The sequence below is a fragment of the Stenotrophomonas testudinis genome, assembly GCF_024499815.1.
Lineage (GTDB): Bacteria > Pseudomonadota > Gammaproteobacteria > Xanthomonadales > Xanthomonadaceae > Stenotrophomonas.
Genome location: NZ_JAMOKY010000017.1, coordinates 1 through 18796, shown reverse-complemented (window position 1 = coordinate 18796; position 18796 = coordinate 1). Strand labels below are relative to the sequence as shown.

21 protein-coding genes are annotated in these 18796 nt (G+C 67.0%); 16 read left to right on the top strand and 5 right to left on the bottom strand.

Annotated features, from left to right (window positions below; translation table 11 throughout):
- The first annotated feature begins 296 nt into the window (after positions 1–296).
- The 4 genes from NQ204_RS11300 to NQ204_RS11285 all read left to right on the top strand — a co-directional run bounded on the left by NQ204_RS11300 (position 297) and on the right by NQ204_RS11285 (position 2546).
- Positions 297–695, top strand: coding sequence for an HU family DNA-binding protein (locus tag NQ204_RS11300; protein WP_079220963.1), 399 nt, complete (start codon positions 297–299; stop codon positions 693–695).
- Positions 696–963: 268 nt separating this feature from the next.
- The gene (locus NQ204_RS11295; protein ID WP_108768079.1) at positions 964–1272 is read left to right on the top strand and encodes a DUF3861 family protein; all 309 of its coding nucleotides are present in this window, start codon (positions 964–966) and stop codon (positions 1270–1272) included.
- A gap of 56 nt (positions 1273–1328) precedes the next feature.
- Positions 1329–1871, top strand: a complete 543-nt coding sequence (locus NQ204_RS11290; protein WP_116863014.1) for a hypothetical protein — start codon at positions 1329–1331, stop codon at positions 1869–1871.
- 78 nt (positions 1872–1949) lie between these two features.
- Entirely contained in the window at positions 1950–2546 is a 597-nt protein-coding gene (locus NQ204_RS11285) for a YceB family lipoprotein (RefSeq protein ID WP_116863013.1), read from the top strand.
- 120 nt (positions 2547–2666) lie between these two features.
- On the opposite strand, the gene NQ204_RS11280 is transcribed toward NQ204_RS11285, so the two are convergent.
- On the bottom strand, positions 2667–3209 hold the full coding sequence (locus NQ204_RS11280) for a type 1 glutamine amidotransferase domain-containing protein (protein WP_116863012.1): 543 nt from the start codon (positions 3207–3209) through the stop codon (positions 2667–2669).
- 175 nt (positions 3210–3384) lie between these two features.
- Positions 3385–3852 carry an SET domain-containing protein gene (locus NQ204_RS11275; RefSeq protein ID WP_116863011.1) on the bottom strand — a complete coding sequence of 156 codons (468 nt, stop codon included), beginning with the start codon at positions 3850–3852 and terminating at the stop codon, positions 3385–3387.
- 220 nt (positions 3853–4072) lie between these two features.
- Here NQ204_RS11275 and NQ204_RS11270 point away from each other — a divergent pair, with 220 nt between their 5' ends.
- The 5 genes from NQ204_RS11270 to NQ204_RS11250 all read left to right on the top strand — a co-directional run bounded on the left by NQ204_RS11270 (position 4073) and on the right by NQ204_RS11250 (position 9376).
- Positions 4073–4528: an SUF system Fe-S cluster assembly regulator gene (locus tag NQ204_RS11270; RefSeq protein WP_108768075.1), complete on the top strand. Its 456-nt coding sequence runs from the start codon at positions 4073–4075 to the stop codon at positions 4526–4528.
- An 18-nt stretch (positions 4529–4546) separates the two neighbouring features.
- Positions 4547–6022, top strand: coding sequence for a Fe-S cluster assembly protein SufB (sufB, locus tag NQ204_RS11265; protein ID WP_116863010.1), 1476 nt, complete (start codon positions 4547–4549; stop codon positions 6020–6022).
- Between the two features lie 74 nt (positions 6023–6096).
- Positions 6097–6861 carry a Fe-S cluster assembly ATPase SufC gene (gene sufC / locus NQ204_RS11260; RefSeq protein WP_108764333.1) on the top strand — a complete coding sequence of 255 codons (765 nt, stop codon included), beginning with the start codon at positions 6097–6099 and terminating at the stop codon, positions 6859–6861.
- Positions 6861–8123 (top strand): Fe-S cluster assembly protein SufD, encoded by a 1263-nt coding sequence (sufD, locus tag NQ204_RS11255; RefSeq protein ID WP_116863009.1) that lies wholly within the window; start codon positions 6861–6863, stop codon positions 8121–8123. Before sufC ends, sufD begins: the two co-directional genes overlap by 1 nt.
- Positions 8120–9376, top strand: coding sequence for a cysteine desulfurase (locus tag NQ204_RS11250; protein ID WP_116863008.1), 1257 nt, complete (start codon positions 8120–8122; stop codon positions 9374–9376). The genes sufD and NQ204_RS11250 overlap by 4 nt, the downstream gene beginning before the upstream one ends.
- 179 nt (positions 9377–9555) lie before the next feature.
- Here NQ204_RS11250 and NQ204_RS19680 read toward each other — a convergent pair whose 3' ends face one another.
- The 3 genes from NQ204_RS19680 to NQ204_RS11235 are packed head-to-tail and all read right to left on the bottom strand — an operon-like array spanning position 9556 to position 10739.
- Positions 9556–9804: a transposase gene (locus NQ204_RS19680; protein WP_488192359.1), complete on the bottom strand. Its 249-nt coding sequence runs from the start codon at positions 9802–9804 to the stop codon at positions 9556–9558.
- Between the two features lie 56 nt (positions 9805–9860).
- Complete coding sequence (locus NQ204_RS11240; RefSeq protein ID WP_116863007.1) at positions 9861–10187, bottom strand: hypothetical protein; 327 nt, start codon at positions 10185–10187, stop codon at positions 9861–9863.
- Between the two features lie 51 nt (positions 10188–10238).
- A complete protein-coding gene (locus tag NQ204_RS11235; RefSeq protein WP_133249387.1) occupies positions 10239–10739 on the bottom strand; it encodes a hypothetical protein in 501 nt (166 codons plus the stop codon).
- A gap of 95 nt (positions 10740–10834) precedes the next feature.
- Between NQ204_RS11235 and NQ204_RS11230 the strand changes: the two genes are divergently transcribed.
- The 7 genes from NQ204_RS11230 to NQ204_RS11200 all read left to right on the top strand — a co-directional run bounded on the left by NQ204_RS11230 (position 10835) and on the right by NQ204_RS11200 (position 18697).
- Positions 10835–11374 carry a GNAT family N-acetyltransferase gene (locus NQ204_RS11230; RefSeq protein WP_116863005.1) on the top strand — a complete coding sequence of 180 codons (540 nt, stop codon included), beginning with the start codon at positions 10835–10837 and terminating at the stop codon, positions 11372–11374.
- Complete coding sequence (locus NQ204_RS11225; protein ID WP_116863004.1) at positions 11371–11703, top strand: non-heme iron oxygenase ferredoxin subunit; 333 nt, start codon at positions 11371–11373, stop codon at positions 11701–11703. Before NQ204_RS11230 ends, NQ204_RS11225 begins: the two co-directional genes overlap by 4 nt.
- Positions 11704–11969: 266 nt before the next feature.
- The gene (locus NQ204_RS11220) at positions 11970–12371 is read left to right on the top strand and encodes a hypothetical protein (protein WP_116863003.1); all 402 of its coding nucleotides are present in this window, start codon (positions 11970–11972) and stop codon (positions 12369–12371) included.
- A 115-nt stretch (positions 12372–12486) separates the two neighbouring features.
- Positions 12487–14811: a catecholate siderophore receptor Fiu gene (locus tag NQ204_RS11215; RefSeq protein ID WP_116863002.1), complete on the top strand. Its 2325-nt coding sequence runs from the start codon at positions 12487–12489 to the stop codon at positions 14809–14811.
- 52 nt (positions 14812–14863) lie between these two features.
- Positions 14864–15541, top strand: coding sequence for a Fe2+-dependent dioxygenase (locus NQ204_RS11210; RefSeq protein WP_116863001.1), 678 nt, complete (start codon positions 14864–14866; stop codon positions 15539–15541).
- A 176-nt stretch (positions 15542–15717) separates the two neighbouring features.
- Entirely contained in the window at positions 15718–16119 is a 402-nt protein-coding gene (locus NQ204_RS11205) for a hypothetical protein (RefSeq protein WP_116863018.1), read from the top strand.
- A gap of 157 nt (positions 16120–16276) precedes the next feature.
- Positions 16277–18697 (top strand): TonB-dependent receptor domain-containing protein, encoded by a 2421-nt coding sequence (locus NQ204_RS11200; protein ID WP_256643899.1) that lies wholly within the window; start codon positions 16277–16279, stop codon positions 18695–18697.
- Positions 18698–18796: the final 99 nt, after the last annotated feature.

The following is an 18796-nucleotide window of genomic DNA, read 5'->3' as shown; positions in this document are numbered from 1 at the left end:
GGCAATTCAGCTGTCCCGGGCCAGCCCGCTGGACACTTCCTCGCCAGCACGAAACGGATTTTTCCCTTGTTTTCAGCGGTTTCGCGCAGTTCCTGCTATCCCCACCGCGTATTGCGCAGTGCAGCGCAGGCCCCGTTTTCCTGCATCCGGACATGTACTCAATCGGCCTGGATATGAAAAAACATGCACTTTCCGCGCTCCGGGCTATTGGCGGCGCTCGAGAGTTGCCCTACATTGCGCTTGCCGACGGGGTTCGGCGCCGACCACACAACCAACCGTTCACGGAACAGGAAACCATGGCAAAGACCGCTAAGAAGGCTGCCCCGAAAAAGGCAGTGAAGAAAGTCGCGACGAAGGCTGCCGCCAAGCCGGCCGCTCCGAAGCCGATCAAGGAAGTGCTGACCAAGTCGGGCCTGGTTGCACACATCGTGGAAGCGTCCGGCGTTGTCGCCAAGGACGTGCGCGCGGTGCTGGCCTCGCTTGAAACCGCCGTTGCTTCCTCGGTGCACAAGAAGGGCGCTGGCTCCTTCACCCTGCCGGGCCTGCTGAAGATCTCGACCGTCAGCGTGCCGGCCAAGCCGAAGCGCAAGGGCATCAACCCGTTCACCAAGGAAGAGCAGTGGTTCGCTGCCAAGCCGGCCACCACCAAGCTGAAGGTGCGCCCGCTGAAGAAGCTGAAGGACGCCGCGCTCTAAGCGCGCGCCCAACGGCATCTTCCGACGGGACGGCGCAGGCCGTCCCGTTTTTGTTTGTGCCGGCACCACGCCCCCGCGCAAACCGCAACACAGCGTTTCCGTGCACGCACCGTCTCCGCCGACAGCCGCACCAGCATTGGCTGTGGCCCGGTTTTCCCGTGTCGGAAACGGGCCGGGTGGAACACTGCGTGCAGCCCCGGCCGTCGCCGCCGGTCGCGGCCTTGCCTATGGTGGGCACATCCCTCCAGACCCAGGCGAGCACACCCTCATGGCCAGCCCCTCCACCCGCTACCGGATCTCGGTGACCCCGATCGAAAAGGACGGGCACCAGTGCACCGGGCGCTGCACCATCGAACTGGAACATCGCGCCAGCCGCGACCTGATGCGCCTGCTGGAAAGCGCCCCGCGCACGGCCGGCCTCAGCGGTGACGAGCGCGCCACCCTGGTGGTCGCCACCCAGCTGCTGCGCGATATCGTGCAGCGCCACGCCGACACCGACGGCCATGCGCTGGCCGCCGTGGCGGCGCAGGTGCTGCCGGCGCTGGACGCACTGGAACAGCTGCCCACGTCGCGCTGATCCGGACGCTGCCGATACACTGCCCTCCTCTAGGTCGCCTCGGGGAGGAGGCAGACATGCGCAGTGCCATGTTGTTGATGATGACGGTGACCCTGCTGGGCTGTTCCAGGCAGACGCCGTCCGATCATGCCGCCGCCGTGCCGCCGCCCGCCGAAGCGCCAGCGGCCGACGCAGGCCGTCCCGCTGCCTCACCCGACGCAGCCACCGTCGCATCGACGGCCATCGATCCGTTGTATGGGGCGGTCGCCACGGATGGTGAAACACCTTCCCGGCTGCTGAACCGCTATGTGCTGGACCTGCTCAACCGCAACACGGCCGGCATCGATGCCGCCTGGGCCATCGCCCCGCCCGACGCGCGGCGTGCCGACGATGCGGCACTGCGCCTGCTGCCGGACGTGCGCAACCTGCGCCTGGACAGCGACCCCGCCGTGCCCCGCGACCAGCAGCAGCCGCCGCGCCTGCTGGAGGTGCCGGTGCGCATCCGCGCCTCCACCGGCGAGGGCGTGTTCCGCTACCACGGCTGGTACCGCGTGCAGCCCCGCGCCGATGGCCAGGGCTGGCAGATCCAGTCGGCGCAGCTGCAACCAACGCTGGACTGAACCGTTGCAGCGGCATGCACGCAGGATTCAGCGTGCAAAGCTACTCTGTAGCCCTCATTCATCGCCCCGGTCACCGCCATGCGCCTGCGTTCCCTGATGACCCGCCTTGCCGCGTCCACCGTGTTGATCGCCGCCGCGATCGGTGCGCAGGCGGCCCCCTCGATTTCCGGGCGCGAACTGGCGGTCGGCGCCAGCGACGTGCAGCAGTATCTGGATGGCAGCTTCCCGCGCACCCAGGATGCGTTGGGCGGCCTGATCGCACTGACCATGAGCCACCCGCAGCTGAGCCTGCCGGCCGGCGAACGCCTCGACCTCGGCATGGACCTGGCACTGGCCACCGCCGGCGGCACCCCGACCAACCTGGGCAAGGTGAAGCTCAGCAGCGGCCTGCGCTATGACGCACAGACCCAGGGCTTCCACCTGCAGGACCCGACCGTGGATGACTTCACCCCGGCCAGCCAGGGCGGTCGCCTCGACTCGCGTACGCGCGGCCTGCTCAACGCTGCGCTGAGCGATTACGCCCGCCGCGAGCCGATCTACAAGCTGGACCCGGCCGTGGCCGGCGTGCTGGGTGCGCTGCAGGTGCAGTCGGCACAGGTCAAGAATGGCAAGCTGGTGGTCACCTTCAACCAGAACCTGGGCAACCTGGTGCCAGCCGGCATTCTCGGCAAATAAGGCAGCGCCGGGCCGTGCCCGGCGGCCTCTGATGTTCCCGCGCTTCGCGCTCTCCGGGCATGGCCCGGCGCTACCGCATCACATCGACGTAGCGCCGGGGCCATGCCCGGCGGCACACCATCACGCAGCCAGCGCCTTGACCACCGCCTCGCTGAAGGCCGGAATGTCATCCGGCTTGCGGCTGGTGATCAGGTTGCCGTCCACTACTACCTCGGCATCACGCCAACGTGCGCCGGCATTGACCAGGTCCTGCTGCAGTGACGGCCACGAGGTCACTTCGCGCCCCTTGGCCAGCCCGCTGTTGATCAACAGCCACGGCCCATGACAGATCGCCGCCACCGGCTTGCCGGCATCGGCCACGCTGCGGATGAAGCCCAGCGCTGCCTCGTCGGTGCGCAGGCTGTCGGGATTGATGACGCCGCCGGGCAACACCAGGGCATCGAAACGCCCGGCATCGGCCTCGGCCAGCGGCAGGTCCACCGTCACCACGCCACCCCAGTCCTTGTCCTTCCAGCCCTTGATACTGGCCTCCTGCGCAGGAGAGACCACGGTGACGATCGCGCCCTGCGCTTCCAGCAGGCGCTTGGGTTCGATCAGCTCGGACTGTTCAAAGCCGTGGGTGGCGAGGATGGCGACCTGCTTGCCGGCGATACGCTGTGTCATGTCGTGTGCTCCAGTGAGGGAGCACACAGGGTCGGCGAACAGACATTGAACGGCGGTGACCCGGTCGTGCACGGCAGGTGGAGGCGGCCCTTGTAGAGTCGAGCCATGCTCGACTGCTTTTTGCTGTCGGCCACCGCCGGGGGAGTCGAGCATGGCTCGACTCTACAAGTACCGGTCAGCGCTTGGGCTGCAGCATCGTGCCGGTGCACTTGGGCGAACCGCAGCGGCACTCCCAGATCTTCTTCAGCTTGGCGGTGTGGCGCTCGGCCAGCACGATGCCGTAGTTGTAGGTCAGCTCCTCACCGGCGGGGATGTCGCGCAGCGCTTCGATGAAGACCTTGTCGCCACGGCTGTCGCCGTCCTCGTCTTCCTCGATCACCGCCTCGCAGTTCGGGTCGCAGCTGTGGTTGATCCAGCGTGCGTCGTTGCCCTTGTAGTTGGCGTCGATCACCCAGTCATCGTTGAGGGTGAACAGGAAGGTATGGCCACTTTCCACGTCGCCGCTGTCGTCGGCATCGACGTCGCCGTGGCTGCGCAGCAGACCCTTGTACTGGATCACGCGCTCGCCCTGCTTGATCGGGGCCACGGCGAACACGCCGTTGCCATGGATGGCGGACTTGCGGGCTTGGATCTTCTTGGGCATCGGCAAGGGTGGGTCTGCAGCGAAAGGAACCCCGATTCTCACTCATTCCGGGTGATTGCGAAAACAACCCACATGCCGCAGCATTACGCCCCGGTCGCCCCCGGTGTGTTGTTCCCGGCAGATCGACGAGCGCCCCCAGCGCCGCCTGAATGGCCGGGTTGGATGCTGGCGAAGAAAAGCGTACAATTTCAGTCCGCTTTAAGAACCACTCGCATCCCCCATGTTGCGCGTCACCAAACTCACCGATTACGCCACCGTCGTGCTGACCGTACTCGCCGCCCGCCCGGGTGAAGTGCTGAGTGCGACCGAGCTGGCCGAATTCACCGGTCTGGAACCGCCTACCGTCAGCAAGGTGCTCAAGCCGCTGGCCCAGGCCGGTCTGGTCGAAGGCCTGCGCGGTGTCCGCGGCGGCTACCGGCTGACCCGCCCGTCCATCGAGATCTCGCTGTTCGAAGTGGTCGAAGCGATGGAAGGGCCGCTGGCCCTGACCGAATGCAGCCACGACCACCACCAGTGCAACATGGCGCCCAAATGCGGTGCGCGCAGCAGCTGGCGGCTGATCAACGACGTGGTTTCCGAGGCCCTGCGCGATGTCACCCTCGCCCAGATCCTGCCCCCCCTTCCCCTTGTCGATGACGAACAGCGCCGCACCATCGCTGTCGACGTCGTCTCCTGATCCGTAGGCAGCCCCCCCATGGCCACCGAAACCATCGAAACCGTCGCCCACGACGACACCCCCAACCGCGAGATCCATGAGCAGCTCGGCCGCAAGTATTCGGCCGGCTTCATCACGGAGATCGAATCGGACTCCCTGCCGGCGGGCCTGGACGAGGACACCATCCGTGCCCTGTCGGCCAAGAAGGAGGAGCCGGAGTGGATGACGCAGTGGCGCCTGGACGCCTACCACCACTTCCTGACCATGCCGATGCCGAACTGGGCCAAGCTGAAGATCGCCCCGATCGACCTGCAGGCGCTCAGCTACTACTCCGCGCCGAAGGGCCCGAAGTACGCCTCGCTGGATGACGTCCCGAAGGAACTGCTGGACACCTACGACAAGCTGGGCGTGCCGCTGCACGAGCGCGCCAAGCTGGCCGGCGTGGCGGTGGACGCCGTGTTCGACTCGGTATCCGTCGGTACCACCTTCCGCAAGGAACTGGCCGAGAAGGGCATCATCTTCTGCTCGATGTCCGAGGCCATCAAGGAACACCCGGAGCTGGTGCGCCAGTACCTGGGCACCGTGGTGCCGGTGGGCGACAACTACTTCGCCGCGCTCAACTCGGCGGTGTTCTCCGATGGCAGCTTCGTGTTCATTCCCAAGGGCGTGCGTTGCCCGATGGAACTGAGCACCTACTTCCGCATCAACGCCGGCCACACCGGCCAGTTCGAGCGCACCCTCATCGTGTGCGAGGACAAGGCCTACGTCTCCTACCTGGAAGGCTGCACCGCGCCGATGCGCGATGAGAACCAGCTGCATGCCGCGGTGGTCGAGCTGGTCGCGCTGGAAGATGCGGAGATCAAGTACTCCACCGTGCAGAACTGGTACCCGGGCGACGAAAACGGCGTCGGCGGCATCTACAACTTCGTCACCAAGCGTGCCGAATGCCGTGGTGCGCGCAGCAAGGTCACCTGGACCCAGGTCGAGACCGGTTCGGCCATCACCTGGAAGTACCCGTCCTGCGTGCTGCTGGGCGACGATTCGGTGGGCGAGTTCCACTCGGTGGCGCTGACCCACCACCGCCAGCAGGCTGACACCGGCACCAAGATGATCCACGTCGGCAAGCGCACCAAGAGCAAGATCGTCAGCAAGGGCATCAGCGCCGGCCGCGGCCAGAATACCTACCGCGGCCTGGTCAAGGTCGACCGCAACGCCGATGGCGCGCGCAACTACACCCAGTGCGATTCGCTGCTGATCGGCAAGCAGTGTGGTGCCCACACCTTCCCCTACATCGAGGTGAAGAACCCGGGCGCCACCGTCGAGCACGAGGCCACCACCTCGAAGATCTCCGACGACCAGCTGTTCTACTGCCGCGCCCGTGGCATCAGCCAGGAAGACGCGGTGTCGATGATCGTCGACGGCTTCTGCAAGCAGGTGTTCCGCGAACTGCCGATGGAATTCGCAGTGGAAGCCAAGAAGCTGCTGGAAGTCTCGCTGGAAGGTTCGGTGGGCTGACCGCCCGCCCCTGCCCCTCGCAAACGCATTCTCTTTATCGGCGGGCCGCGGCCCGCCCCACGGAAATCCCCACCATGCTGAAGATCGAAAACCTCCACGCCCGCATCGGCGACAAGGAAATCCTCAAGGGCCTGTCGCTGGAAGTGAAGCCCGGCCAGGTGCACGCCATCATGGGCCCCAACGGCGCCGGCAAGTCCACCCTGGGCAATGTCCTGGCCGGCCGTGACGGCTATGAAGTGACCGAAGGCAGCGTGCAGTTCGAAGGCAGCGACCTGCTCGACCAGGACCCGGAAGCACGCGCCGCCGCCGGCCTGTTCCTGGCCTTCCAGTACCCGGTGGAAATCCCGGGCGTGAACAACACCTACTTCCTGCGCGCGGCCCTGAATGCCCAGCGCAAGGCACGCGGCCAGGACGAACTGGATTCCATGCAGTTCCTGAAGCTGGTGCGGCAGAAGCTGGCCGTGCTGCACCTGAAGGACGAACTGCTGCACCGTGGCGTCAACGAAGGCTTCTCCGGTGGCGAGAAGAAGCGCAACGAGATCTTCCAGCTGGCCGTGCTCGAGCCGAAGCTGGCGATCCTCGACGAAACCGATTCGGGCCTGGACATCGACGCGCTGAAGAGCGTGGCCGACGGCGTCAACGCGCTACGCGCGGCCGATCGTTCGTTCCTGGTCATCACCCACTACCAGCGCCTGCTGGACTACATCAAGCCGGACGTGGTGCACGTGCTGGCCGATGGCCGCATCGTCAAGACCGGTGGCCCGGAGCTGGCCTTGGAACTGGAAGCGCACGGCTACGATTTCCTCAAGGATCGCGTGGTGCGCGAGGCGGCGGTCTGATGAGCGCCCTGCTCGACTCGATGGCCCAGGCCTTCTGCGGCAGCGACGCGCGCCGCGAAGTGCTCGACACGGTGCTGCGCGATGGCCTGCCGGCCGCCCGCAGCGAAGCCTGGAAGTACACCTCGCTGCGCCAGCTGGAGCGCCGCGTCTTCGCCGCCGCGCCGCTGTCACCGCCGGTGCTGGATGCGGCCGTGCTGGACGACATCCCGGCGCCGCGCCTAGTGTTCGTCAACGGCCGCCTCAGCGACGCACTGAGCGACACCCACGGCCTGCCGGCCGGCGTGCAGCTGGAACCGCTGTCCTCGGCGCTGGCCGCCGGTGAGGATGCCGCGCGTTTCCTCGGCCGCCGCTACGAGCGCAGCGACGAAGTGTTCGCCCGCCTGAATGCCGCGCTGGCCGATGAAGGCGTGGTGCTGCGCGTGGACGAAGGCGTGCAGGTCGAGGTGCCGCTGCAGCTGGTGTTTGCCAGCGTGGCCGGCGAGACCGACCTGGCCTGGCACCACCGCCACCTGATCGAACTGCGTGCCGGCGCCAGCCTGGGCGTGGTCGAACACTGCTTCAGCGTGGGCGACTCGGCGCACCTGGACAACACCGTGCTGCATGCCCACGTCGCCCGCGAGGCCGTGCTCAAGCACGCCCGCGTGCAGGCCGGCAGCGCACGCCAGACCAGCTTCCTGCGTACCGATGCGGTCCTGGCACGCGATGCCCAGTACCACCGCGTCGACCTGGAGCTGGGCGCCGCACTCAGCCGCCACGAACTGAACGTGCGCCTGGAAGGCGACAACGCCCAGCTGACCGCCAACGGCGTGCTGCTCGGCAATGGCCGCCGCCACGTCGATACCCGCCTGGGCATCGACCACATCGCCCGCGATACCAGCAGCGAGCTGCTGTGGCGCGGCGTGGCCGCCAACCGCAGCCGCGTGGTGTTCCATGGTGGCATCCAGATCCGCGAAGGCGCCGACGGCACCGACGCGAACCTGTCCAACAAGAACCTGCTGCTGTCGGCCGACGCCGAAATCGACACCCAGCCGGTGCTGGTGATCGACGCTGACGAAGTGAAGGCCGCCCACGGTGCCACCGTCGGCCAGCTCGATGCCAATGCGCTGTTCTACCTGCGTTCGCGCGGGCTGCCGCGGCCGCAGGCACAGGCACTGCTGAGCGCCGCGTTCTGCCACGAGCCGCTGAAGGTGCTGCCCGAAGCCCTGCGCGAGCAGCTGGCGCGCCGCCTGGACAAGGCCCTGGCCGAGGCAGGTGTGGCATGAATCTGTCCACCCCGCGCCTGATCGAAACCCCTGCCGGCACGCCGGACTGGGACCGCGTCCGCCTCGACTTCCCGCTGTTGATGCGCGAAGTGCACGGCAAGCCGCTGGTGTATTTCGACAACGCCAACACCGGCCAGAAGCCGGTGCAGGTGATCGGCGCGGTGGACGAGTTCTACCGCCGCTACAACGCCAACGTCAGCCGTGCCGTGCACGCGCTGGGCACCGAGGCCACCGACGCCTACGAGGGCGCGCGCAACAAGCTGGCCCGCTTCCTCAACGTGCGCAGCAACGAGCTGGTGCTGTGCAGCGGCACCACCTTCGCCATCAACCTGGTGGCGTACTCGTGGGCGCTGCCGCGGCTGAAGGCCGGTGATGTCATCCTGGTCTCGCGCATGGAGCACCACGCCAACATCGTGCCGTGGCAGCTGGTTGCCCAGCGCACCGGCGCGACCCTCCGTGTGGCCGAGATCACCCCCGATGGCGCGCTGGACCTGGACGCGCTGCGCAAGGCGATGACCCCCGAAGTCAAGCTGCTGGCCGTGGCCCACGTCTCCAACGTGCTGGGCACGGTCAACCCGGTGCGCGAGATCTGCCGTGAAGCGCGCAAGCGCGGCATCGTCACCGTGGTGGATGGTTCGCAGGCGGTGCCGCACCGCAAGGTCGACGTGGCCGCGATCGGCTGCGACTTCTACGCCATCACCGGCCATAAGATGTGCGGCCCGACCGGCACCGGCGTGCTGTGGGCCCGCCGCGAGCATCTCGACGCGATGCCGCCGTTCCTCGGCGGTGGCGAGATGATCAAGGAAGTCAGCTTCGACGGCACCGTGTTCAACGACGCCCCGCACAAGTTCGAAGCCGGCACCCCGAACATCGCCGGCTTCATCGGCCTGGGCGTGGCCGTGGATTATCTGCAGGGCCTGGGCCTGGAGCACGTGGAAGCGCGCGAGGCCGAACTGCTGGCGCACTTCACTGAAGAACTGCGCAAGGTCGATGGCCTGCGCATCCTCGGCGAAGCACCGGAAAAGGCTGCCGTGGTGTCCTTCCTGATCGACGGCGCGCACGCCCACGATCTGGCCACCCTGCTCGACCTGGAAGGCGTGGCCGTGCGTTCGGGCCAGCATTGCGCGCACCCGCTGCTGCAGTATTACGGCGTCGCGGCGACCTGCCGTGCCTCGCTGGCGTTCTACAACACGCACGCCGAGATCGAGCGCTTCATGACCGCACTGACCAAGGTGCGCAAGCTGCTGGGCTGAGCCCGCAATCCGGGGTCAGATCCCTTTCGCACCGCGAAAGGGCTCTGACCCCAACAGCTTCCCAGCGAACCGCCGCTGCGACTGCACCGCCTTCCGTATCGAAGCGAGATCCTGCGCAGGAATACCCTACTCGATGAACTCCGCATAGCGCCTGCGTCGCTCATCCCCATCGGTGGCAATCAGCTCGAACGCCGAATGCGGCACGAGCAATGCGTTCCTCTGCCTTGCGCATTCGCGCGATGGCTTGACCAGCGATAGTCTCCGGAATGCGCCACCATTCCCGCCCGAACCGGGTTGAGCTCTATGTAGCGCTGGCAGGCCAGCAGATAGCGATCGGCATCCACCAGCGTTGAATGGAAGCGCCGTTCCCACAGGGTTCCGGTGCGCTGCTGCCGTTCGTTCACACGCCGAACATAGGCACGGTTCATCGCCTGCATCATCCCTGACAACCCAGAGGCATTGGCGTCTCCGGAAGCGAAGGGGGTCAGAGCGCCTTGGCACTGCAAGAGGGCTCTGACCTCATCACGCACAGTATCCGGCCGCGCGCAATCGTCTTTCCCTCCCACAGCGAGACATCCGCCCCCACGTTGGCCACGGCAAGCGCCTCCTCCGGGCACAGAAACGCAACGGGAAGTTCGTAGCTCTCCCCAAGCACTGCGCGTCCTCCCTGCAACAGCAGGCGGCAATCAAATGCACGGCCCACCACGAAAAGCGGACAGGCGTATACCTGCCCCACGATGTCACCCCGCCTCCCACCCTCGGCGCTCGACAGGAAGCGAACAGAGACAACAGCGTCGAATCGCATGGTCATGCCCTCAAGAACCTCCCTGGATCCACGTTCCCATACTGCCGGCGGGTCTGATCACTGCTGCAACCGCCGCACCGACGACACGCACAGCTCGACCGGCCATTGGCCAAGATGCCCCTTGCCGCTCACCCCATCCGGTCGTGCCGCGGACACGATCCCGGTCATTTCAACGGCCTGCTCCGTCGGCAGCGTCATCGGCGCGATGCCCTCCACCCAGATGCCATCCGCCGCCCACGGGTCGCGTACCGGAGGCCCCGGATGCAGCGCCGACATTTCCCAGCCATCGACGTAGGCGCCACGCACCTTCACCACCCGGCCCTGGTGGCGGAGCGGGTGCGCACGCAGGTCCTCCAGCGCGACCGGCAGTGCACGTGCCGGATTGAACCTGGGGCAGGCAAAACTGTTGAAGGAAACGTCCCGGCCCGCGACGGAGGCATCCTGGCGCACAAGCAGGATGAGCATCGCCACGACCACGCCGAGCGTCACCACCCTCACCGCCACGCCGCCTTGCCTGTCCATTCGTGCCTCCTGCGGGAATGCGGTGAGCAGCAGCATAGCCGGCGCGCGGGAGTCAGAGCCCTTTCGCGCTGCAAAAGGGATCTGACCCCGCACCATTTTGCGGGCGCCCCTGCCCAACCTAGAATGGCGGCATGAGCACCCTGACTTTCCGTGCCGCCACGCCGGCCGACATCCCCGCCCTGATCACCTTGGTCACCTCGGCCTACCGGGGCGACGCCAGCCGCGCCGGCTGGACCACCGAGGCCGACCTGCTGGACGGTGCCCGCATCGACGCCGAGGGCATCCAGGGCGACCTCAACCGCCCGCGCTCGACCATCCTGCTGGCCGAACGCGAGGGCCGCCTCGTCGCCTGCGCCCACGTCGCCGATGTCGACGGCAAGGGCTACTTCGGCATGTTCTCGGTCGACCCGGCCCAGCAGGGCGGTGGCGTCGGCAAGCGGCTGATGGAAGCAGCCGAAACCCATGCGGCGCGCGAATGGAACGTGCCGGTCATGCAAATGACGGTGATCGACGTGCGCGACGAACTGATCGCCTTCTACGAGCGTCGTGGCTACCAGCGCACCGGCATCAAGAAGCCGTTCCCCTATGGCGACGAGCGCTTCGGCATTCCCAAGCGCGATGACCTGCGCTTTGAGATCCTGGAAAAGCCGCTGGCCGGGGCTTCGGCATGAGCGACACCTGGACCTTCGTCTGCGCCGGCGCCGAGCTGCTGCCGGGCGAAATGAAGACCGTGTTCGATGAAGTGACCGGCACGCCGATCGTGGTGTTCAACCTCGATGGCGAGCTGTATGCGCTGGAAGACCAGTGCACGCACGAGGAATTCGAGCTGTCCTCGGGCGAATTCAACACTGCCGAAGGCAGCATCGAGTGCGTGCTGCACGGCGCGCGCTTCGATGTGCGTGATGGCCGCGCCCTGTGCGCCCCGGCCTATACCGCGGTGCCCAAGTTCCCGACCAAGCGCGAGCACGACGCGATCTGGACCCGCGACGACCGGGAGTGACCCGAGCGGGGGCGCCCATGCCACCGCCGCCCCCTGCCGACCGTCATCCACCCATGGGGTGGATCTACTGGTGCGCGCAGCGCGCGCTTGAGCCGCCGCTCCGACCTGACCCAGCCCTCGGCACCGCCGGCCATCCAAACGCCATGAGCGCCCTCACAGCGCCTTGCGCGCCACCCATCCACGCCTGCCAAGATCGCAGATGCGAATCATTATCGTTGATGTTATCCTTCGGCCTGACTTCGTAACGGTTTGTAACGAACCGCACCATGGCTTCGCCTTCAACCACCGGCACGCTGTGCCAGCTCGCCCGCCAGGGGTGGCCGCTGTTTGTGGCCGCGCTGCTGACGCTGTGGCTGGGGTGGTCGGCGCTCAATGAGGGGCGCGATGTCCTCACGGACGTCATCCTGCAGCCGTCTGCGGCGGCGATGGATGCCCGCGCCAGCAAGCAGCCAGGCGAATCACCGCCACGCGAGCCTGTCGCGCCGCGCATCGAGTCCGGGGCAGAAGGTGGCCACGGCGATGGCACGCCCCTGCTGCATCACCTGTGCCTGCTCGTCCCAGAGTCGGGGCCGCAGACCCTGCGCGTGCCTGTGCGTAACGTGGCGCCGGTGCGCCTTGCGGCACGCCGTCAGCCCCCCTCGCATGCACCACCAGCACTGCTGAGCTGAGCCGCCCGCCGGCCCATCTGTCGCACCCGCGCGTCCGCGCCAACCCTTCCCACGCCTTCTGTCCCGTCGGCCACCGTGCCGACGGGCGCTGCCCGCATCCGGCAAAGCCCATCCCATGACCTCGATCAAGAGCCGCAAGCACGCCTCCCCGCTTCGTTCCCTGCCCCTGGCCACCGCCAGCCTGGCCGCCGGCCTTGGCCTGGCCGCGCTGCCCGCCGTCGCCATGGCAGACGTCACCGACAACGCACGCACGCTGGACAAGATCGACGTGCACGCCACGCGCGGCTACAAGGCCGACAAGGTCGCCTCGCCGAAGTTCACCCAGCGCCTGCAGGACACGCCGCAGACGATCCAGGTCATCACCAGCGACCTGTTCAACCAGCAGGGCGCCACCACCCTCACCGAAGCGCTGCGCAACAGCCCGGGCGTCGGCACCTTCTATGCGGGTGAGAACGGCAACACCACCACCGGCGATGCGCTGTTCATGCGCGGCTTCGACACGTCCAACAGCCTGTTCGTGGACGGTGTGCGCGATCTGGGCTCGATCTCGCGCGATGTCTTCAACATCGAACAGGTTGAAGTGACCAAGGGCCCGGCCGGCACCGACAACGGCCGCTCGGCGCCCACCGGTGCGATCAACCTGGTCAGCAAACAGGCCAACCTGCAGGATGCGACCTTGGCCAGCATTTCGCTGGGCAGCGACCAGCAGCGCCGCACCACCGCCGACTGGAACCAATCCCTGGGCGCAACCAGCGCGCTGCGCATCAATGGCGTGTGGCAGGACAGCGACCAGCCTGGCCGCGACCACGTGCAGAACAAGCGCTGGGGCATCGCGCCGTCGCTGGCCTTCGGCCTGGGCACCGCAACCCGCTATTACCTCAACCTGCTCTATGTGAAGCAGGACAACGTGCCCGACGGCGGCGTGCCGACCCTTGGCCTGCCGGGCTGGACGCCGCAACCGACGCTGGAAGCGCTGGCCGACCATCCGGTGGACCCGGAAAACTTCTACGGCACCCGTGCCGACCACGACGACGTGACCGCGAAGATGGCCACGTTCCGCTTCGAGCATGACTTCAACGACAGCGTGCGCCTGACCAACACCGCCCGCTGGGGCCGCACCGAACAGGACTACCTGCTGACCGCGTTCATGGGCACTGGCGTGCGGGGCGCTGGCGGACGGCCGACCGGCAACATCACCTATACCAACGCAGCGGATCTTTCGACCTACGCGATCGCCCGCAGCCTGCCGACCTTCAAGGACCAGCGCAACACCATCCTGACCGACCAGGTGAACCTGCGCGCCGACTTCAACACCGGCGCGGTGGGCCACGCACTGAGTGCAGGTCTGGAATTCACCCGCGAAGAACTGGACAGCTACGGCCAGGCTGCCACCGGTGGCAGCCGCTGGCCTGCGGCGAACCTGTACGACCCCGACTGGAACGTGGCTGGCCTGACCTGGGAACACAACGGTGCCGACGCGCATGGAAAAACCACCACCTCTTCGGCCTACGTGTTCGACACGCTGTCCTTCGGCGAGAGCTTCCTGCTGACTGCAGGCGTGCGTGCCGATCGTTACAAGACCGAGTACGCCAGCGCCTCGGTGTGTGGCGGCCGTGGCGGTCCGGTCTGCGGCAGCAACCCCACCGGCACCGTGCTGCGCAATCCCACGCTGGAAGCCTCCGATACGCTGCTGAACTGGAAGCTGGGTGCGCTGTACAAGGTCGGCGACACCGTCAGCATCTACGCCAACTACGCAATTTCGCAGCAGCCTCCGGGCGGTGCCAACTTCCAGCTGAGCAGTTCGGCCAGCAGCGCCGACAACCCGAAGCTGGACCCGCAGAAGGCCAAGACCTTCGAAGTGGGCAGCAAGTGGGCCTTCATGGGAGACGCGCTGGCGGTGAACCTGGCCCTGTTCCAGACCGACGTGGACAACGAGATCAACACCACCGTGCTCGACGACGCCGGCAACCCCACGCAGACGGGCAGCAAGCGGGTCAAGGGCGTGGAGCTCTCCGCGGTTGGCCGCCTGACCGACAACTGGTCGATCACCGCCGGGTACAGCCACCTGGATACCGAGGTCAAGGAAGGCGCCAAGGTCGCTGCGGATGGCACCACCAACCTCACCTATACGCCGGCCGACACCTTCACCGGCTGGACCAGCTACACCCTGCCGTTCGGCCTGACCCTCGGCGGTGGCGTGCGCTACGCCGGCGGCATGCACCGCGGTACCGACGGTGCCGTCGGCACCCCTGCGTTCACCAAGTCGTACGTGGTCTACGACGCGGTGGTGTCCTGGGCGATCAACGAGAACGTGTCGCTGCGCTTGAACGGCTACAACCTGTTCGACAAGCAGTACGTGGCCAGCATCAACAAGAGCGGCTACCGTTACACCCCGGGTGCCCCGCGCACCTTCCTGCTCAGCGCGGACGTCCGTTTCTGATGGCCACGGCGCGGGGGAGCCGGACTCTCCCGCGCATCAACGAGGAACCCGCATGCTGCTGCACATCCCCAACGTGCTGGTACCCGAAGAGGTCAGCCAGATCCGCCAGCAGCTGGACGCGGCGCAGTGGGCCGACGGGCGCGAAACCGTCGGTGCCCAGGGCGCGCAGGTGAAGCACAACGAACAATTGCCCGATGCCTCGGCATTGAAGGCCGAGCTCGGCCAGGGCGTGCTGGCCGCGCTGCGGCGCAGCCCGCTGTTCTTTGCGGCCACGCTCCCGCTGAAGATCCTGCCACCCCGATTCAACCGCTACAGCGGCGGCGGAACCTATGGCTTCCATGTCGATGGCGCGGTGATGCACCTGGCCCACGGCGAACAGCTGCGCTCGGACATCTCCTGCACCCTGTTCCTGTCCGCGCCGGAGGAGTACGACGGCGGCGAACTGGTCATCAGCGATACCTACGGCGAGCACGAAGTGAAGCTGCCGGCCGGCGACCTGATCGTGTACCCGTCCAGCAGCCTGCACCAGGTCAACCCGGTCACCCGTGGCGCGCGCGTGGCCTCGTTCTTCTGGGTGCAGAGCATGGTCCGCGACGATGTGCAGCGGCGTCTGCTGTGGGAGATGGACACTTCCATCGAACGCCTGCGGCAGACCGGCGGCGATGCCGGCGCGGTGTTGCAGCTGACCGGCGTGTACCACAACCTGCTGCGGCGCTGGAGCGAGGTCTGAGGCCTGCGCCACGGCCCTGCGGAACTTTGGCAATCATTCTCATTTGCAACTGCTAACAGCTCTCATTACAATCACGCCCCGTTGACGTCGGATGGTCCGGCGCACACCCAGGGGATTCCGCCTTGCGTCGCCCGTTCCGCCCTCGCCCGCTTCGCCTCGTGCAGTTCGGTACCGCCATGCGCGGTCATCGCCCTGCGCTGGCCAGCCTGTTGGCGTGGGTGGCGATGCTGGCGTTGTTGCTGGGCACCCTGCCGCTGCTGCCACACGCGCAGGCTGACGCCACCGCACAGGCCTGGCAGCAGCCGATGGAAGGCCGCGGCGGTGACGTGCCGGTGGAAGAAGACGCGCCGGCCAAGCTGCGCCGCTGCGTCTGCACGCCGACCAAGGCGGCCGACAAGGCACCTCCACCGCCGCTGCTGCTGGCCAGCCAGTGGCTGCGCAGCGAACTGGATCTGCTTCCCCTCGCCCCGGCCAACACCGGGGTGCGGCCGCATTGGCCGCTGGCCGCGCCAGACATGCCCTGGGCCGACGCGCCCGGGCGCCGCCAGCAACGCGGACAGGCGCCGCCGCTGGCCTGATCCTCGGCCCCGCGTGACCGCGCCTGCGGTCGCGCCTGCGCGCCGCTGCCTGCTCCATCCCCTGCCGCATTCCTGCTGCCCCTGACCGGGGCTCCCCGTGCATGCCGCGCATTCCGCGCCGACATCGCACCACCCTGCATCCCTCGAGGTTACTGCCATGGCCCAGCGCCATCGTGTCCGTTCGTCCCTGTCCCGCCACCTGCTGACCAGCGCCGTGCTGGCCGCCTTCGCCAGTCACGCCTTCGCCAATGGCGAGACCGCCGCCGCCCCGCAGACGCTGGACAAGCTGGTGGTTACCGCCGCCGGTTTCGAACAGAAGGTGGTCGACGCGCCGGCCAGCATCAGCGTGGTCAGCCGCGAGGAACTGGCCAAGCGCCCGTACACCAGCCTGGTCGATGCACTGCGCGACGTCGAAGGCATCGACGTCGGACTGGAAGCCACCGACAAGAACGGCCGCGCCACCATTTCCATGCGTGGCCTGCCGTCCGAATACACCCTGGTGCTGATCGACGGCCGCCGCCAGAGCAACGTCGGCCAGCTGTACCCGAACAATTTCGGCGGCGGCCAGTTCTCGTACCTGCCGCCGCTGGACGCCATCGAGCGCATCGAAGTGGTGCGCGGCCCGATGTCCACCCTGTACGGCTCGGATGCGATGGGCGGCGTCATCAACATCATCACCCGCCGCAACCAGGACAGCTGGCACGGCTCGCTCAGCCAGGGCTTCACCGTGCAGCAGGACGACCAGTTCGGCGATGCGCGCACCACCGACGTGTACCTCAGCGGCCCGCTGCTGAAGGACCGCGTCAGCATGGCCATACGCGGCAGCTACTACGACGCCAAGGCCTCCAACCCCGAGTGGGATGCGCTGACCCTGCCCGATGGCACGCTGTGGGAGCGCAGCATCGGCTTCGGTGGCGGTGGCAAGTCGGTGGCCAACACCAACTGGAACACCGGCCTGCGCCTGGACTTCCGCATCAACGACGACCACGAGCTGTGGCTGGACTACGACGTCTCGCGGCAGAAGTACGACAACAGTGAAGGCCAGACCGGCACCCTGGACAGCCTGGCCAGCCTGTGGCGCGTCGGCAACGCGGTCATCCCCAACCCGAGCGGCAGCGGCACGATCACCCGCCGCGTGGTGCAGCCGCGCGTGGGCTACACCGCCTACCAGCGCTACGAGCGCGACCAGCTGTCGCTGACCCATCAGGGCCGCTACAGCTTCGGCACCTGGCAGACCTCGCTGACCCACAGCAAGAGCAACAACCTCGGCCGCTCACTGCCGCTGACCCTGGACGAGCGCGCCAACCTGCAGACTCTATGGAACGACGTCTGCCAGCGCACCGGCGCGGCCAACAACTGCGCGGCCGGCCGCGGCAACGCGCTGGGTGCGCTCAACGCCGAAGAGATGGCGCGCCTGCAGGCCTTCCTGCCGCGCCCGCTGCGCACCATGGAACTGGAAGGTTATGTTCTGGACACGATGCTCGACCTGGACTTCGGCGCACACAAGCTGACCGTGGGCGGCCAGTACAACAACACCGACATGGTGGACGGCGTGTTCGGCATGGACGGCGCCGGCTACCGCAGCAACACCAAGCAGAAGCACCGCATGTGGGCGTTGTTCGCCGAGGACAACTGGTCGCTGACCGACACCCTGACCGCCACCTTCGGCCTGCGTTACGACGACCACAACATCTTCGGCAGCCATGTCAGCCCGCGCGGCTACCTGGTCTGGAACGCCACCGATGCCTGGACCTTCAAGGGCGGCGTCAGCACCGGCTACAAGACCCCGCGTCCGGACCAGCTGTTCCCCGGCATCACCGGCTTCGGTGGCCAGGGTGTGCTGCCGCTGGTGGGTTCGCCGAACCTGAAACCGGAAACCAGCACCAACTACGAGCTGGCCGCGTACTACGAGGGCCAGCGCTGGGGCCTGAACGTCACCGGCTTCATCAACACGTTCGAGGACAAGATCGCCAGCGGCGGCACCTTCCCCAACTGCGAACTGGCCCGCGCCGGCAGCGGCTACTGCGTGGACATCGGCCCAGGCTGGGCAGCACTGGGCTACAGCACCTTCACCCAGAGCGTGAACATCGACAAGGCCGAAACGCGTGGCGTGGAAATGGCCGCGCACGTCGACCTGCTCGACAGCCTGCAGCTGCGCGGCAACTACACGTGGACCAGGAGCGAGCAGACCAGCGGCGCGCAGAAGGGCCTGCCGATCGCCGGTACCACCCCGGCCAGGCACATGGCCAATGCCAGCCTCAACTGGCAGCTCAACGATGCCATCAGCCTGTCGCTGATCGGCGAAGGCCGCTACGACCGCTACCGCGACACGATCCTCGACGCCAACGGCGCCAGCCACAACCGCTACTACCAGGACTACACGATCTTCCACCTGGGCGGCAGCTGGGACGCCACCCCGTGGCTGACCTTCAATGCACGCATCAACAACCTGCTGGACAAGGACTTCGTCTCGCAGTCGTGCCTGCTGATCAGCCAGAGCGGGTTCAACTGCGTCGATGACTATGCGACCAAGGACCAGCGCCGTAGTTACTGGATCTCGTTGAACGCGAAGTTCTGACCGCGCCCTGGGTAGTGCCGGCCGCTGGCCCGCGATGCCGGCTACCTGGTCAACGAGCAGGGCTTCACCCTGGTCAGCGCAGGTGCCATGGACATGTTC